At 64.6% G+C, this 16,343-nt stretch carries 12 protein-coding genes and 1 tRNA gene; 8 read left to right on the top strand and 5 right to left on the bottom strand.

Going from position 1 to position 16,343, the window contains the following annotated elements; translation table 11 throughout:
• Nucleotides 1-47: 47 nt before the first annotated feature.
• Entirely contained in the window at nt 48-644 is a 597-nt protein-coding gene (locus RB2654_RS04770; RefSeq protein ID WP_008329081.1) for a histidine phosphotransferase family protein, read from the bottom strand.
• Nucleotides 645-671: 27 nt separating this feature from the next.
• Between RB2654_RS04770 and RB2654_RS04765 the strand changes: the two genes are divergently transcribed.
• The 3 genes from RB2654_RS04765 (at nt 672) to olsA (ending at nt 2,600) form a co-directional block, all read left to right on the top strand.
• Nucleotides 672-857, top strand: coding sequence for a DUF3553 domain-containing protein (locus tag RB2654_RS04765; protein WP_008329079.1), 186 nt, complete (start codon nt 672-674; stop codon nt 855-857).
• Nucleotides 858-987: 130 nt separating this feature from the next.
• Nucleotides 988-1,773, top strand: a complete 786-nt coding sequence (gene olsB, locus RB2654_RS04760; protein WP_008329070.1) for an L-ornithine N(alpha)-acyltransferase — start codon at nt 988-990, stop codon at nt 1,771-1,773.
• Complete coding sequence (olsA, locus tag RB2654_RS04755) at nt 1,770-2,600, top strand: lyso-ornithine lipid O-acyltransferase (RefSeq protein ID WP_008329045.1); 831 nt, start codon at nt 1,770-1,772, stop codon at nt 2,598-2,600. The genes olsB and olsA overlap by 4 nt, the downstream gene beginning before the upstream one ends.
• On the opposite strand, the gene RB2654_RS04750 is transcribed toward olsA, so the two are convergent.
• A complete protein-coding gene (locus RB2654_RS04750; RefSeq protein WP_008329037.1) occupies nt 2,597-3,217 on the bottom strand; it encodes a thiamine phosphate synthase in 621 nt (206 codons plus the stop codon). The two genes, olsA and RB2654_RS04750, sit on opposite strands and share 4 nt — an antisense overlap.
• 53 nt (nt 3,218-3,270) lie before the next feature.
• Nucleotides 3,271-3,609, bottom strand: a complete 339-nt coding sequence (locus RB2654_RS04745) for a TfoX/Sxy family protein (protein WP_040884405.1) — start codon at nt 3,607-3,609, stop codon at nt 3,271-3,273.
• A gap of 46 nt (nt 3,610-3,655) precedes the next feature.
• On the opposite strand from RB2654_RS04745, the gene RB2654_RS04740 reads away from it, so the two are divergent.
• On the top strand, nt 3,656-4,405 hold the full coding sequence (locus tag RB2654_RS04740; RefSeq protein WP_008329035.1) for an RNA methyltransferase: 750 nt from the start codon (nt 3,656-3,658) through the stop codon (nt 4,403-4,405).
• Between the two features lie 90 nt (nt 4,406-4,495).
• On the opposite strand, the gene RB2654_RS04735 is transcribed toward RB2654_RS04740, so the two are convergent.
• Together RB2654_RS04735 and RB2654_RS04730 are read right to left on the bottom strand one after the other, a co-directional pair.
• The gene (locus tag RB2654_RS04735; protein WP_008329034.1) at nt 4,496-4,963 is read right to left on the bottom strand and encodes a disulfide bond formation protein B; all 468 of its coding nucleotides are present in this window, start codon (nt 4,961-4,963) and stop codon (nt 4,496-4,498) included.
• On the bottom strand, nt 4,960-5,538 hold the full coding sequence (locus RB2654_RS04730) for a YqaA family protein (protein ID WP_040884404.1): 579 nt from the start codon (nt 5,536-5,538) through the stop codon (nt 4,960-4,962). Before RB2654_RS04730 ends, RB2654_RS04735 begins: the two co-directional genes overlap by 4 nt.
• A gap of 116 nt (nt 5,539-5,654) precedes the next feature.
• Between RB2654_RS04730 and ypfJ the strand changes: the two genes are divergently transcribed.
• From ypfJ to RB2654_RS23320, 4 genes are all read left to right on the top strand, one after another.
• Nucleotides 5,655-6,491 (top strand): KPN_02809 family neutral zinc metallopeptidase, encoded by an 837-nt coding sequence (ypfJ, locus tag RB2654_RS04725; RefSeq protein WP_008329032.1) that lies wholly within the window; start codon nt 5,655-5,657, stop codon nt 6,489-6,491.
• 44 nt (nt 6,492-6,535) lie between these two features.
• A tRNA-Leu gene (locus tag RB2654_RS04720) sits at nt 6,536-6,621 on the top strand.
• An 822-nt stretch (nt 6,622-7,443) separates the two neighbouring features.
• The gene (locus RB2654_RS04715; RefSeq protein ID WP_008329031.1) at nt 7,444-7,635 is read left to right on the top strand and encodes a hypothetical protein; all 192 of its coding nucleotides are present in this window, start codon (nt 7,444-7,446) and stop codon (nt 7,633-7,635) included.
• A gap of 1 nt (nt 7,636) precedes the next feature.
• Nucleotides 7,637-15,925 carry an Ig-like domain-containing protein gene (locus tag RB2654_RS23320; RefSeq protein WP_008329030.1) on the top strand — a complete coding sequence of 2,763 codons (8,289 nt, stop codon included), beginning with the start codon at nt 7,637-7,639 and terminating at the stop codon, nt 15,923-15,925.
• Nucleotides 15,926-16,343: the final 418 nt, after the last annotated feature.

Raw genomic sequence — 16,343 nt, 5'->3', positions numbered from 1 at the left:
AACACCAAGCCTTCGGTTCTCTTTGGCCTGTGCCCGGACCGGACAGGTCAGACGGTCAGCCGAACCTCGGCTTCAAGCTGTGCCTGCGTGACCTGTCGGCCCTGAGCAAAGGCCTCTTCCGGTAGCAGGGCGAAGTGGATGTTGGCGGGCGTGGCCGTTCCGCGCCCGTCGATCAAGGCCCAGTCGTCGACTTCGATGCGAAACCGCTCGGCCCGCCCGGTCACGACAAGGCCGCCTGCGTCCCGCTCGACCGAAATCCGCCCGCCATAGGGCATCGCGCTCGCCAGACAGTTGAGCGCCAGAAGCGCGAGTTTCGCGTCGGTGCGGGCCATGTCGCCGGGAATACGCCACTCCACGACCGCCTTGGTTTCGATGCCGGCAACGGCCTCGGCCAGATCGCCCGCACGAACCACGGCGCCGCTGTTGGCCGCCCCGAACGCGATCCGAAAGAACCGGATTCGCCCCCGCGCATTCACAAGGCTTTCATTGACCAGCGCCATCTCGGGGGTTTCCTCTCCCCCGGTCAGCGTCATAAGCTCGATCCCGTTGCCGATGGCACCCAAGGGGCTGACGAGATCGTGGCAGATGCGCGATCCGACGAGGGCGACCAGATCCGGGGCCGGGGCGGTTTCGTCCTTGCTCATGCCGTGTCACCCGCCGAAAGGAACCCGATGAACCCGCTCGCCTCGCTTCTCGAACCCGGCCAGCTCGTGCGCTGCCCGACCCAGCCCGACTGGGGTCTGGGGCAGGTGCAGTCCAATGTCGGTGGCAAGGTGACGGTGAATTTCGAGCACGCGGGCAAGCAGGTCATTGATATCTCCACAGTCGATCTCACACCGGTTTTCGACGAAGGCTGACGGGCGCCTCATCCGTTTCTCCGACGCTATCACAACCTAGAATTGTGTCAAACCAACGCAGCGAACGCTGCTGTTGCCAATCTTCCGCGTGATCCCTAGAACCCCGGAAAACGAGGAGCCCGCCGTACCGATGTCAGACAGCAGTCCCGTCTACGAACTGCGCATCGCCGAGACCGAGGACGACATTCGCGACGCACAGCGTTTGCGCTATCAGGTCTTTGTCGAGGAATTGGGCGGTGACGGTGTCGACGTCGATCACGAAAACCGGCTGGAACGCGACGAATTCGACGACTGGTTCGATCACCTGATCCTCTATGACCGGGCCCGGCCCGAAGGCGATCAGGCGGTGGGCGCCTATCGCGTGATGCGCGACGATCAGGCCGCGAAACTGGGCCGCTATTACACGGATGCCGAATACGATTTGACCGCGCTCAAGACCTGCGGGCGCAAGCTTTTGGAACTCGGGCGGTCTTGCGTGCACAGGGATTACCGGGGTGGATCGGCGCTGCCGCAGCTCTGGGTGGGTTTGATGAACTACTCCGACGCCCACGGGATCGACGTGATGTTCGGGGTGGCGAGCTTTCATGGAACCGATCTCGACGCGATCAAGCTTCCGCTTTCGCATCTGCACCACAGCCATCTCGCCCCGCCCGAGCTTCGCACCCGCGTGCTCGACGAATTCTACACCTCGGCCGATCTGATGCCGGCGGATGAGATCGACGAGAAGGCGGCGATGAAGGCGATGCCGGCGCTCATCAAGGCCTATCTGCGCCTGAACGGCGTGATCGGGGACGGCGTCTATATCGACGAGCCGTTCAACACCTCGGACGTCTGCATCATCGTCGACATGGCCAAGGTGCCGCCGAAACAGCGCGCGATGTACGAAAAACTCGCCAAGCGCGAGGCGAAGGGGTGAGCGAGCCGTGGGATGACGGCTCGGCACAGCCCGACCTGTCCGTCGGCCCATTCGGCTGGATCGTGGCGATCCTGCGCGGCGTGCCGTTGGTGATCGTCCTGATCCTCGGCCTGTTCTTCACCTTTCTGCTGCGCCCGTTCGAGAAACTCCTCGCGGGCGAAGGGCGGCCGGTCACGCCGACTGTCACCCGGATCGTCTGCCTTTCGGCCCTGTTCCTGCTTGGCATCAGGCTGCGGGTGCGTGGCACGCCGATGAAGGGGCCGGGCGCGGTCGTGGCCAACCATTCGTCATGGCTCGATATTTTCGTTCTGAACGCGCCGAAACGGATCTATTTCGTTTCCAAGGCCGAGGTTGCGGGATGGGCCGGCATCTCGTGGCTCGCCAAGGCGACGGGGACCGTCTTCATCGTGCGCGACCGGCGCGAGGCGCGGGGGCAGGTCGAGGTGTTCCGGCGCCGCCTGTCGCTGGGCCACAGGCTGCTGTTCTTTCCCGAAGGCACTTCGACCGACAGCCGCCGGGTGCTGACCTTCAAGACGACGCTTTTCGCGGCCTTCTTCGACGCGGCGTTGCGCGACACCATGCGGGTGCAGCCGGTGAGCGTCGTCTACCACGCGCCCAAGGGCCGGGACGACCGCTTCTACGGCTGGTGGGGCGGCATGGACCTCGGTCCGCACCTGCTCGCCGTGCTGGCCGCGCTGCCGAACGGGTCGGTCGAGGTGGTCTATCACGAACCGGTCCGGGTCGCGGATTTCGCGGACCGCAAGACGCTGGCCGCCCATTGCGAGGCGGCGGTGCGCGGCCCGGTGCTCGACGCTCTGGTGGCCTAGGCGCGGGCGGCGGCCAGCGCGGTGAGGGCGGCGGTCGGGTCTTCTGCGGTCCAGATTTCCTCGCCGAACGAAAAGAAATCGGTGACCGGGGCGAAGTCGCGCACCAGTGCCTCGGTCAGCCCGCCTTCCGCGACGATCGGCACTTCGATCATCTCGGTCCACCACTGGAAAAGATCGCGCCCCGCGATTTCGCCGGTGCCGAGGTTCGACGTGCCGACGGGGCCGAAAGCGACGTAATCGGCATCCTGTTCGCCCGCCGTCATCCCGTCATGGCGCGAGGTGCCGCAAAAGGCGCCGACGATGGCATCCTTGCCCAGATCCTTGCGCGTCTTTCGCACCTGGCGCGACCCGTCGGTGAAATGCACGCCGTCCAGCCCGAGCCGTTCCACCATCAGCACATGATCGGCGATGACGATGGCGATGTCGCGGGCATGGGCCACCTCCCGGCAGGCATCGGCCGCGCGCGCGATCGTATCCTCGTCGCGGGTGGCGAGTTCGAGCCGCAGACAGGCGATCTCGACCGCGTCCAGCGCGCGGGCGAGCTGGTCGGGAAAGCTCGACAGTTCGAACTGCGGCGGCGTCACGAGATAAAGCTGGGGCAGGTCGGTTTCGGCCATCACGCGTCCTCGGTTGGGATTCGCGGCTTTCTACAAGCGTTTGGGGGGAAACGCTACTTCGGTGGAAGGCTCGCGGTGAAGGTCAGCGCCATGTCGAGCAGTCGGGTGCGCGTCAGGTCGTCGGCCAGCGCCTCGCGCGTCACGGCGACATATCCGCCCATGGTGCGCCCGCCCATGACCATCGGCGTCACACCGTCCGACGCCAGCGCCGCCTTCATGTTGTCCTTGCCGACCCGCATCAGCGCGCCGCCCTCGGCCGCCCGGCGCACGCCGCCGATCATGTTGCCGTTCTGAAAGAAACACAGGCCCCCGAACATGGCCTTTTCGGTCAGCCCCTTCAGGCCCGACAGGTCGGTGCGCAGGATCTCGGCCTCGCCCTCGTCAAACGCCATCCCCATCTCCTTGCCCGTCCGACCGCGCCACAGTAACACGGGGCCCATGAGCGACGAAGATCAAACAGGACCGCAGCCCGCCTTCGTGCTGGTGCGCCCGCAGATGGGTGAAAACATCGGCGCCGCGGCGCGCGCGATGCTGAATTTCGGGCTGGAGCGGATGCGGGTCGTCGGCCCGCGCGACGGCTGGCCCAATCCAAAGGCCGTGGCGATGGCCTCGGGTGCGGGGCGGGTGCTGGACGCGGCGGTGGTCTATGACGATCTGCCCGCCGCGCTGGCCGATTGCGATTACGTCTATGCGACGACCGCCCGGTCGCGCGAACTGGCGAAACCCGTGCGCACGCCGGAGCGCGCCATGGCCGAAGCCCGCGCGATGCGCGCCGAAGGCAAACGTGTCGCGGTGCTGTTCGGGCCGGAGCGGGCGGGGCTCGAAAACGAGGACGTGTCGCGCGCCAACGCGATCATCACCGTGCCGGTGAACCCCGAGTTCGCGTCGCTGAACCTCGCCCAGTCCGTGCTGCTCACCGCCTACGAATACGGGCGCCAGACCATCGACGCCGCGCCCGAGGTCATGAGCCTCGCCAAGACCGATTTCGCCACGCAGGTCGAGGTCGAGGCGCTAGCGGACCATTTCGAGCGGCGGTTGGACGAAGTTGGATTCTTTTTTCCCGAGACCAAGGCAGCGGGCATGAAGCTCGTCCTGCGCAACGCCTGGACCCGGCTCTCGCTCACCCGCGCCGACGTGCAGATGTTCCACGGCATGCTGCGCCAGATCTTTCGCAAACTGGGCGACTGACCGCTTCTTCTCTGGTCCGAAAATACCTCGGGGAGGTCTGGAGGGGCTGGCCCCTCCAGCGGGTCGGATCGGGCGCAGCCCGGTCCGAAATCAGGCGGCGGCGCGCCGGGCCGCGATGACCCAGATCACCGCGAGGGCGAGGGAAATCAGGGCGTTAAGGTTCGCCATCGTCACGCCGAACATCTCCCACGGAATCTCGTCGCAGCGCACCAGCGGCGCCGACATGATCTGATCCATGAGGTCGTCGGTCGACAGCCCCGCCGTGGACCCGCCCGTGCAGCTTGACGGACCTTCCCACAGGTCGCGTTCGACGCCGGAGTGGAACACGCCGATGCCGGAGGTCGTCAGCGCGGCCAGCGCCCCGAGCCAGGCCAGCCACCTGCGACCGAGCGCCAGCGCCACGACGCCGATCAGGATCGCCACGGCATGGGGATAACGCTGCCAATAGCACATCTTGCAGGGCGCATATCCCAACGCCTGGAACACGAAGGCACCGCCAAGCAGGGCGACGGACCCGAGGGTGGCCACGAGGACCAGTTGTTTCCAGTTCAGTGTCATATGAATTTCACCACGTAAAAGCCCGCGAGGAGGAGGACAACCAGCAGGACGAACATGAGCCCGAGCCGCTTTTCGATGAAGTCCCGGATCGGTTCGCCGAATTTCCACAACAGCCCGGCGACCACGAAGAACCGCAATCCGCGCGCGATGATCGACGAGATCATGAACACGCCGAAGTTCAGGCCCGTGGACCCCGACAGGATGGTGATGACCTTGTATGGGAAGGGCGTGACGCCCGCCATCAGCACCATCCACGCGCCCCATTCGTTATAGCGCACCGCGAATTCGTCGAAATAGGCGTCCTTGCCGTAGAACTCGAGCACCGGGCGTCCGATACTCTCGAACAGGCCCCAGCCGATGTAGTAGCCCAGCATCCCGCCCGCGACGGACGAGACGAGCGCGACGCCGGCGATCAGGAAGGCCTTGCGCGGCATGGCGATGATCATCGGGATCATCAGGATGTCGGGCGGGATCGGAAAGACCGAGCTTTCAAGGAATGCGACCAGCGCGAGACCCCACATCGCATAGGGTGATTGCGCAAGACCGATGGTCCAGTCGTATAGTCGTCTCAGCATGCCCGGCCCCTTTTTGCCGGATAAAAGCACTGAAAACGCAGCAAGGGTCAAGCAGATGCGTTCGGCGGGAACCGGCGGCACCATAAACAGGTTGTGAATTCCGAAGGGAGACTCGGATGAAATGGCAAGGGCGGCGCGGCAGCCGGAACATCGAAGATCGCAGGCGGATGTCCGGCGGCACGGCGGGGATCGGCGGCGTGGGCCTGCTGGTCATTCTCGCCATCGGCTATTTCGCGGGGATCGACGTGACGCCGATCCTGGACGAAGTGACCGGAACCCAGGGCGGGGGCGAGGTCACCGAAGCCGACGACCGCGCAGCCCAGTTCGTGTCCGTCACGCTGGCCGATACCGAGGAGGTCTGGGCGGGCATCTTCGACCGTCAGGTGGACGGGGCCTACGCACCGCCGACGCTGGTTCTTTACAAGGGCGTGACCCGGTCCGCCTGCGGTGGCGCCTCCGGTGCGACCGGGCCGTTCTACTGTCCGGGCGACCGCAAGATCTATCTCGACACCGCGTTCTTCACCACGATGGAGCGTCAGCTCGGCGCGGGCGGCGATTTCGCGGCCGCCTATGTCGTGGCGCATGAGGTGGCGCATTCGGTTCAGGACCAGCTTGGTATTCTCGGCGAAGCGAACCGGGTTCGCGCGCAGGTCAGTGCGGCGCAGTCGAACGAAATCTCGGTCCGGATCGAGCTTCAGGCCGACTGTTTCTCGGGCATCTGGGCGCGGCAGGCCGAGGCGCAGTTCGGTTCGCTCGAACGTGGCGACATCGCCGAGGCGATGAATGCCGCGAAACAGATCGGCGACGATACGCTGCAACGAAACGCGGGCCGCGTGCCGATGCCGCACACCTTCACGCACGGCACCTCGGAGCAGCGCCAGCGGTGGTTCGCCACCGGCTATGAGACGGGCGATCTGAACGCCTGCGATACCTTCGCCACCGACAGGCTCTAACCGCCGTTGACGCAGCCGCCGTGCAGGGCTAGACGAAGCGTCGTGCCCGAGTGGCGGAATGGTAGACGCAGGGGATTCAAAATCCCCCGGTAGCAATATCGTGTCGGTTCGAGTCCGACCTCGGGCACCATCCAGCCGATCCAGACCTTGCGAAGCGGCAAGCCTTTGCCGGAATGTGCGCCTGTGCCGATTTGGCCTCGCCCTGCGGATTACGCGTGTCGTTGATTCGGGTTTTGTTAAGGCCTTTCGGACGTTCGCTCGGAACAGAACCGGCGGTTTCGGCGGCATTGGTCTCATTTTGAGAACGTTAGCCATACCAATGATTTGGGCGAGTCTCTGTCGGCATTTGCCCGTTTGTTTCCACGACATCGATTTTGGCCAGTTGTCGTTACGGAAACAATAGAACGGGTAATATTCACCTAAATTCGCCCTGATCTGTGGATAAGTGTTACAGAAAAGGGCGTTGATAACCGAGACTGGTAGTTTCGCCTGCACGCGCGGGTTGAAATTGTCTCCGGTGGCGAAACAAACGGCTCATCCGGCGGATCGATCCGCGGATCGGATGTGATTGATTGTTAACGATTTCGGCGCGGCCCGACAGAAGTTTCCGCGAGAATTCCCTTTTTTGGACACGAGGTTGGGAGTAATTTCAAAGTGCCCAACTGGGGGGCGATGTCTGTAGGCCACGGGGGCGGCCGCACACGAGAACCACGGTATTTGCCGTGGGGTAGAGGTGTGTGCCGATCGCTGTGCGGCGGTCTGCAAGCTGGGCGAACGGTCGTGCGGACGGGGGGTCCTCATCGATTTTTCAGGTCCAGCCGGGTCCCAGTCGGGCCCGACCTCTCCTCACATGGCAGGTGTACCAAGGTGTGTGCGGCACATCCGTGGCTTCGCGGTGTCGCCCGATGCTTGGGTCAGGAACGAACGCCAAGGCGAGGGGACATAGAAGACGATGCTGTCTTTGACCGATAACGAACTCATCATCTGTGCGACGCGCACGGGTGCCTTCGGCGTTCGAGTGATTCAACCCAATGAAATCAGCGACTTCAGCACCGGTGCGGCAGGCGCCGGTAACGAAAACCATGCGTGCATGACGGTTACCGACGGCGCAGAGCGCCGCGGACTTGAGCAAGGGAAACAGTGAAATGACGTTCTATAGCAAAAACCTTTACGGCTACTTCAAGTACGGCTCGTTTTCCTACGGCAAGTGCGGCGGCGGCGATCGCAACAACGACCCGGACGCGGTCAATGACAGCGCGAGCACCTACGAAGGCGATCCGGTCACGGTCGGCGTTCTGAACAACGACAGCGACGTGGATGGCGACGCGCTCAAGATCGTGAGCACCGGCAACCCGAGCCACGGCACCGTCACGGTCAACGCCAACGGCACGGTGACCTATACGCCGGACGACGGCTACACGGGCAACGACAGCTTCACCTACACCATCTCCGACGGGAACGGCGGCACCGACACGGCGACCGTCTGCATCCGTGTGGAATGCGATCCGAACGAAAACAATGAAGACCCGGATGCGGTCGACGATGCGGCCAACACGACCGAGGGCGACCCGGTCCAGATCGACCTGACCGGCAACGACAGCGACCCGGACGGTGACACGCTCACCGTCATCGGCGGGACCGATCCGGCGAACGGCACGGTCACCAACAACGGCGACGGCACCGTCACCTACACGCCAAACCCGGGCTTCGTGGGCGAAGACACCTTCACCTACACGATCACCGACGGCAACGGCGGCCAAGACACGGCGACGGTGACCGTCTGCGTGACCGATCCCAACGGCGGCAACCAGGACCCGGACGCGGTCAACGATACGACCAACACCTTCCCGGACACCGCTGTGACGGTCGAAGTCCTCGCCAACGACAGCGACCCGGATGGCGACACGCTGACGATCATCGGCGGCACCGACCCGACGAACGGCTCGGTGACGGACAACGGCGACGGCACCATCACCTACACGCCCAATACCGGTTTCACCGGCACGGACACGTTCACCTACACCGTGTCCGACGGGAACGGCGGCACGGATACCGCGACGGTCACCGTCTCGGTCAATGACAACGGCGGCGGCAACAGCGTCGACGCGGTGGACGACAGCTACAACATCGACGAGGACACGACGCTCATCGTCGACCTGACGGCGAACGACAGCGACCCGGAGGGCGACGATTTCTCGATCACTTCGGTCGGCTCGGCCACCAACGGCACGACGACGCTGAACCCCGATGGGACCGTCACCTACAAGCCGAACGACGACTTCAACGGCACCGACACCTTCACCTACACGATCACCGACGATCAGGGCGCGACCGACACGGCGACCGTCACGATCAACGTGGGCGCGGTGCAGGACGATCCGGACGCCGAGAACGACGTCGAACTCACGGATGAGAACACGCCTGTCGACATCGACGTGCTGGCCAACGACAGCGATCCGGACGGCGACACGCTGAACGTGTTGAGCTACGGGCAGGGCACCAACGGCACCGTGACCGGGGGCGGCACCGGTCCGCTGACCTACACGCCGAACTCCGGCTTCACCGGGGTCGACACCTTCACCTACACCATCACCGACGGCAACGGCGGTCAGGACACGGCGACCGTAACGGTCGTGGTCGGCGACGTGGACGACAACTCGGTCGTCGCAAACGACGATTCCGCCACGACCACGGCCGGGAATCCGATCGAAATCGCGGTTCTGTCCAACGACACAGACCCGCAGGGCGATACCTTCTCGATCTCGGGCTTCTCGGACGGCACGAACGGGTCGGTCACCGCTGACGCGGACGGCAACCTGACCTACACCCCCGACGCGGGCTTCACCGGGCAGGACACCTTCACCTACACCATCGTCGATTCCCAGGGCGCGACCGACACGGCGACCGTGACGGTCACGGTGAACGCGGGCGGCCAGAACTCGGTCGACGCGGTGGACGACAGCTACAACATCGACGAGGACACGACGCTCATCGTCGATCTGACGGCGAACGACAGCGACCCGGAGGGCGACGATTTCTCGATCACCTCGGTCGGCTCCGCCGCCAACGGCACGACGACGTTGAACCCCGACGGGACGGTCACCTACAAGCCGAATGACGACTTCAACGGCACCGACACCTTCACCTATACGATCACCGACGATCAGGGCGCGACCGACACGGCGACCGTCACGATCAACGTGGGCGCGGTGCAGGACGATCCGGACGCCGAGAACGACGTCGAACTCACGGATGAGAACACGCCTGTCGACATCGACGTGCTGGCCAACGACAGCGATCCGGACGGCGACACGCTGAACGTGTTGAGCTACGGGCAGGGCACCAACGGCACCGTGACCGGGGGCGGCACCGGCCCGCTGACCTACACGCCCAATGCCGATTTCACCGGCACGGATACCTTCACCTACACCATCACCGACGGCAACGGCGGTCAGGACACGGCGACCGTCACGGTGTTCGTGGGCGACGTCGACAACAACACAGTCGATGCGGTGGACGACAGCGCCACGACGACCGCCGGAAACGCGGTCGCGGTGGCCGTGCTCGCGAACGACACGGACCCCGAGGGCGACAGCTTCTCGGTCACCGGGTTCTCGAACGGCACGAACGGCTCCGTCTCGGCGGATGCCAACGGTGTGCTGACCTACACCCCGGATGCCGGGTTCACCGGGGTCGATACCTTCACCTACACCATCACCGACGATCAGGGGGCGACCGATACGGCGACCGTGACGGTCACGGTGAACGCCGGCGGCCAGAACAGCGTGAACGCTGTCGATGACAGCTACGACATCGACGAGGACACGACGCTGATCGTGGATCTGACGGGGAACGACTCGGACCCGCAGGGGGACGATTTCTCGGTGACGGCGGTGGGCACGCCCACGAACGGGACGGCGACGCTGAACCCGGACGGGACGGTGACCTACAAGCCGAACCAGGACTTCACCGGGACCGATACCTTCACCTACACCATCACCGACGATCAGGGCGCGACCGATACCGCGACCGTGACCGTCAGCATGGCGCCGGTGAACGACAACCCGGATGCCGAGGATGACGTGCGCGTCACCGACGACACCGATCCGCTGCTGATCGACGTCATCGCGAACGACACCGACGTGGACGGCGATCCGCTGACCGTCACCAATGTCACGACGCCGAGCTTCGGCACAGTCGTGAACAACAACGACGGCACGGTGACCTACGATCCGAACGACGATTTCGTCGGCACCGACACGTTCGAATACACCATCTCCGACGGCAACGGCGGCACCGACACGGCGACCGTGACGGTGGTGGTGAACGGCGACGGCGGCATGAACTCGGTCGTGGCGCGCAACGACAGCGCGACCACCTCGGAGGACGACGCGGTCAACATCGACGTGCTGGCCAACGACAGCGATCCGCAGGGCGACAGCTTCTCGATCCAGAGCTTCGGGCAGGGCGCGAACGGCACCGTGACGGCCGGGCCGGGCGGCACGCTGACCTACACGCCGGACCCGGATTACTTCGGCACCGACAGCTTCACCTACACCATCGTGGACTCGCAGGGCGCGACCGACACGGCGACGGTGACGGTGAACGTGACGCAGGACGGCGTGAACACGGTGGATGCCGTGGACGACATGGCCCAGACCGATCCGAACACGGCGGTGAACGTGCCGGTTCTGGCCAACGACACCGATCCCGAGGGCGATACCTTCTCGGTCACCTCCTTCGGGCAGGGCACGAACGGGACGGTCACGACCGGACCGGGCGGCACGCTGACCTACACGCCGGACACCGACTTCACCGGCACGGACAGCTTCACCTACACGATCACCGACGATCAGGGCGCGACCGACACGGCGACCGTCACGGTCTCGGTCGGCATGGGCCCGATGAACTCGGTCGACGCGGTGGACGACGCCTACACGATCGACGAGGACACGACGCTGATCGTGGACCTGACGGCGAACGACTCGGACCCCGAGGGCGACGACTTCACGGTGACGAGCGTGGGCACCCCCACGAACGGCACCGCGACGCTGAACCCGGACGGGACGGTGACCTACAAGCCGAACCTCGACTTCACCGGCACCGACACCTTCACTTACACGGTGACCGACGATCAGGGCGCCACCGACACGGCCACCGTCACGGTGACCATGACCCCGGTCAACGACGCACCCGACGCCGAGGATGACATCACCGTCATCGACGAGGGAACCTCGGTCGATATCGACGTGCTCGCCAACGACGAGGATGCCGACAACGATCCGCTGACGATCACCTCCTACGACCAGCCGACCAACGGCACGGTCACGGATGGTCCGGGCGGCACGCTGACCTACACGCCGAACACCGATTTCACCGGGACCGACACGTTCGAATACACGATCAGTGACGGCAACGGCGCGACGGACACCGCGACGGTGACCGTGGTGGTGCAGGGCGACAACGGCCAGAACAGCGTGAACGCTGTCGATGACAGCTATGACATCGACGAGGACACGACGCTGATCGTGGATCTGACGGGGAACGACTCGGACCCGCAGGGGGACGATTTCTCGGTGACGGCGGTGGGCACGCCCACGAACGGGACGGCGACGCTGAACCCGGACGGGACGGTGACCTACAAGCCGAACCAGGACTTCACCGGGACCGATACCTTCACCTACACCATCACCGACGATCAGGGCGCGACCGATACCGCGACCGTGACCGTCAGCATGGCGCCGGTGAACGACAACCCGGATGCCGAGGATGACGTGCGCGTCACCGACGACACCGATCCGCTGCTGATCGACGTCATCGCGAACGACACCGACGTGGACGGCGATCCGCTGACCGTCACCAATGTCACGACGCCGAGCTTCGGCACAGTCGTGAACAACAACGACGGCACGGTGACCTACGATCCGAACGACGATTTCGTCGGCACCGACACGTTCGAATACACCATCTCCGACGGCAACGGCGGCACCGACACGGCGACCGTGACGGTGGTGGTGAACGGCGACGGCGGCATGAACTCGGTCGTGGCGCGCAACGACAGCGCGACCACCTCGGAGGACGACGCGGTCAACATCGACGTGCTGGCCAACGACAGCGACCCGCAGGGCGACAGCTTCTCGATCCAGAGCTTCGGGCAGGGCGCGAACGGCACCGTGACGGCCGGACCGGGCGGCACGCTGACTTACACGCCGGACCCGGATTACTTCGGCACCGACAGCTTCACCTACACCATCGTGGACTCGCAGGGCGCGACCGACACGGCGACGGTGACGGTGAACGTGACGCAGGACGGCGTGAACACGGTGGATGCCGTGGACGACATGGCCCAGACCGATCCGAACACGGCGGTGAACGTGCCGGTTCTGGCCAACGACACCGATCCCGAGGGCGATACCTTCTCGGTCACCTCCTTCGGGCAGGGCACGAACGGGACGGTCACGACCGGACCGGGCGGCACGCTGACCTACACGCCGGACACCGACTTCACCGGCACGGACAGCTTCACCTACACGATCACCGACGATCAGGGCGCGACCGACACGGCGACCGTCACGGTCTCGGTCGGCATGGGCCCGATGAACTCGGTCGACGCGGTGGACGACGCCTACACGATCGACGAGGACACGACGCTGATCGTGGACCTGACGGCGAACGACTCGGACCCCGAGGGCGACGACTTCACGGTGACGAGCGTGGGCACCCCCACGAACGGCACCGCGACGCTGAACCCGGACGGGACGGTGACCTACAAGCCGAACCTCGACTTCACCGGCACCGACACCTTCACTTACACGGTGACCGACGATCAGGGCGCCACCGACACGGCCACCGTCACGGTGACCATGACCCCGGTCAACGACGCACCCGACGCCGAGGATGACGTGCGGGTGATCGACGAGGGCACGACGCTGACCTTCGATCCGCGCACGAACGACGAAGACCCGGACGGCGATCCGCTGACCATCATCGACGTGGGCACGGCGACGAACGGAACCGTCACCGACAACGGCGATGGCACGGTGTCCTACACGCCGACGGCGGACTTCACCGGGACCGACACGTTCGAATACACGATCAGTGACGGCAACGGTCTGACCGACACGGCGACCATCACGGTCGTGGTGCAGGACGACGGCAACAACCAGAACACCACCGAAGCGGTGGACGACGCCTTCGCCACCGACCTGAACACGGCGGTCGCGGGCAACGTGCTGGCGAACGACACCGACCCCGAGGGCGATCCCCAGACGGTCACGTCGAACACCAACCCGTCGAACGGTTCGGTCGTCGTCAATGCGAACGGAGCGTTCATCTACACACCGGACACCGGGTTCACCGGCACCGACACGTTCACCTACACGATCGCGGACGATCAGGGTGCGACGGATACGGCGACGGTCACGGTTTCGGTGGGCGTGGATGCGCCGCCGCTGGCCAACGACGATACGGCGAACGTGCCGATCAACGCGACGGTCACGATCGACGTGCTCGCCAACGACACCGACCCGGATGGCGACGACGCCAACCTTCAGGTGATCTCGGCCGTGGCCTCGGAAGGCAGCGTGGTCATCAACCCGGACGGGACGCTCACCTATACGCCGACCGTCGATGGCTATGTGACCGTCGATTACACGATCCAGGATGAGGACGGGCTGACCGATACGGCCACCGTCACCATTCTCGTCAACGACGGCATCGTCGAGGGCACGGACGGCGACGATCTGATCGACACCGGCTATACCGGCGATCCCGAAAACGACATGGTCGACGCGGGTGACAACATCTTCCCGGGCAAAGGGCCGGACGATGACATCATCGAAGGCTACGACGGCGACGACACGATCTATGCCGGTGACGGCGACGACGATGTGCGCGGCGGCGACGGGTCCGATACGGTCTACGGCGAGGACGGGGACGATATCATCGACACCTCGGCCCCGACCGAGGCTTCGGACTACGGCTTTGCACCCGGCGAGACCGTGGCGGGCTGGCCCTTCGCGCCGACCACCCCCGATCAGTGGGTGCCGGACGATGCCGACGAGGACAACGACAAGGATACCGTCTTCGGCGGTGCCGGCGACGACACCATCACCACGGGCGACGACGACGATACCATCGACGGCGGAACCGGGGACGACACCATCGACGGCGGTCTCGACGACGATACGATCCAGGGCGGTGACGGTAACGACTACATCATCGGCGGCCACGGCTCGGACGACATCGACGGCGGTGCCGGGGACGACGAGATCTGGGGCGGTCTGGGGCCGGTCACGCCGGACATCCTGAACCTCGAAGACGACGCCTATCCGGTGGACGACTACGGCGACGCGGATACCAACGACCCGCTCAGCCCGATCCCGTCCTTCCTCGATCCGCGCCCGTCGAACGGCATGGACGTGATCCGGGGCGGTGACGGCAACGACACCATATACGGTCAGGACGACGACGACATTCTCTATGGGGATGCCGGAGACGACTTCATCGACGGTGGGATCGACGACGACACCATCTATGGCGGCGACGGCGACGACGAGCTTTATGGCGACAAGGGGCAGGATCTCATCGACGGCGGGGCCGGGGCGGATGACGCCTATGGTGGTGACGACCGGGATACCTTCATCAACGTCAACGTGGGCGACTTCGTCGACGGCGGCGAAGGCGGCGACGACTGGGATACGCTCGACCTGACCGGCACCAAGCCGACGGGTGGATCGCTCAAGGTCACCAAGGACGGAACGAACCCCGAAAACGGCTTCGTCGAGTTCTTCGACTCGAACGGCGTGTCAACGGGCACGATGAACTTCATCAACATCGAAGACATCGTTCCCTGCTTCACCCCCGGCACGCTGATCGCGACGCCGAAGGGCGAGGTGCCGGTGGAAGAGCTGGGCGAGGGCGACCGTGTCATCACCCGCGACAACGGTATTCAGGAAATCCGCTGGATCGGCCACAAGCAGATCGGGTGGCAGGAACTGAACCGCTCGCAGCACCTCAAGCCGGTGCTCATCAAGGCGGGCAGCCTTGGCAACGGCCTGCCGGAGCGTGACATGCTGGTGTCGCCGAACCACCGGATGCTGGTGGCCAACGACCGGACCGCGCTCTACTTCGACGAACGCGAGGTTCTGGCATCCGCCAAGCACCTGGTCGACTCGAAAGAGATCATGACGGTCGATGTGCGGGAGGTGACCTATATCCACTTCCTCTTCGATCATCACGAGGTGGTGCTCTCGGACGGCACGTGGTCGGAAAGCTTCCAGCCGGGCGACTACTCGCTCAAGGGCATCGGCAACGCCCAGCGTCAGGAACTGTTCGAACTGTTCCCGGAGCTGGAGACCCGCGAAGGGCTCGAGGATTTCACCTCGGCACGCCGGATCCTGAAGAAGCACGAAGCCAAGATGCTCCGCAAATAATGCAGCGGCCCGCCGGGGAAACCGGGCGGGCCAACCCGACCTGAAAGGGGAAGGGGCTGCCCCCGGTCCGATGTTTTGGGCCGCGAATGGCCGGATTGAACCGGTCCATCGTTTCAGTCGTCAGGAGGCAACCTCACGCGATTTCGTGGGGTTGTTTTCCGTTTGGGCGATGCGTTGTGAGTGAGTGATCGCACAATGTGGGACGCCATTTTGCTGCCATTGTTTCGCCACGAATGACAATTGGAAACGATGGCGATGATTGTTTCGGAACGGGGAACAATTCGTCCGTACTCTGACGCTGATCGCCAGTAAAACAAGGACTTTCAGAGCCTAGCGCGGGGGCCGAAGGCGTGGCAAGAGCCGGGCCGCGATGCGCCATGGAGTAGGGTCCGGATTTGTCCCGAATGTGGCGAAATGC

The sequence above is a fragment of the Maritimibacter alkaliphilus HTCC2654 genome (genome assembly GCF_000152805.1).
In the GTDB taxonomy this organism is placed as follows: Bacteria; Pseudomonadota; Alphaproteobacteria; order Rhodobacterales; family Rhodobacteraceae; genus Maritimibacter; species Maritimibacter alkaliphilus.
Note: the sequence above shows the minus strand (reverse complement) of the source record. Positions and strands in the feature narration are given on the sequence as shown.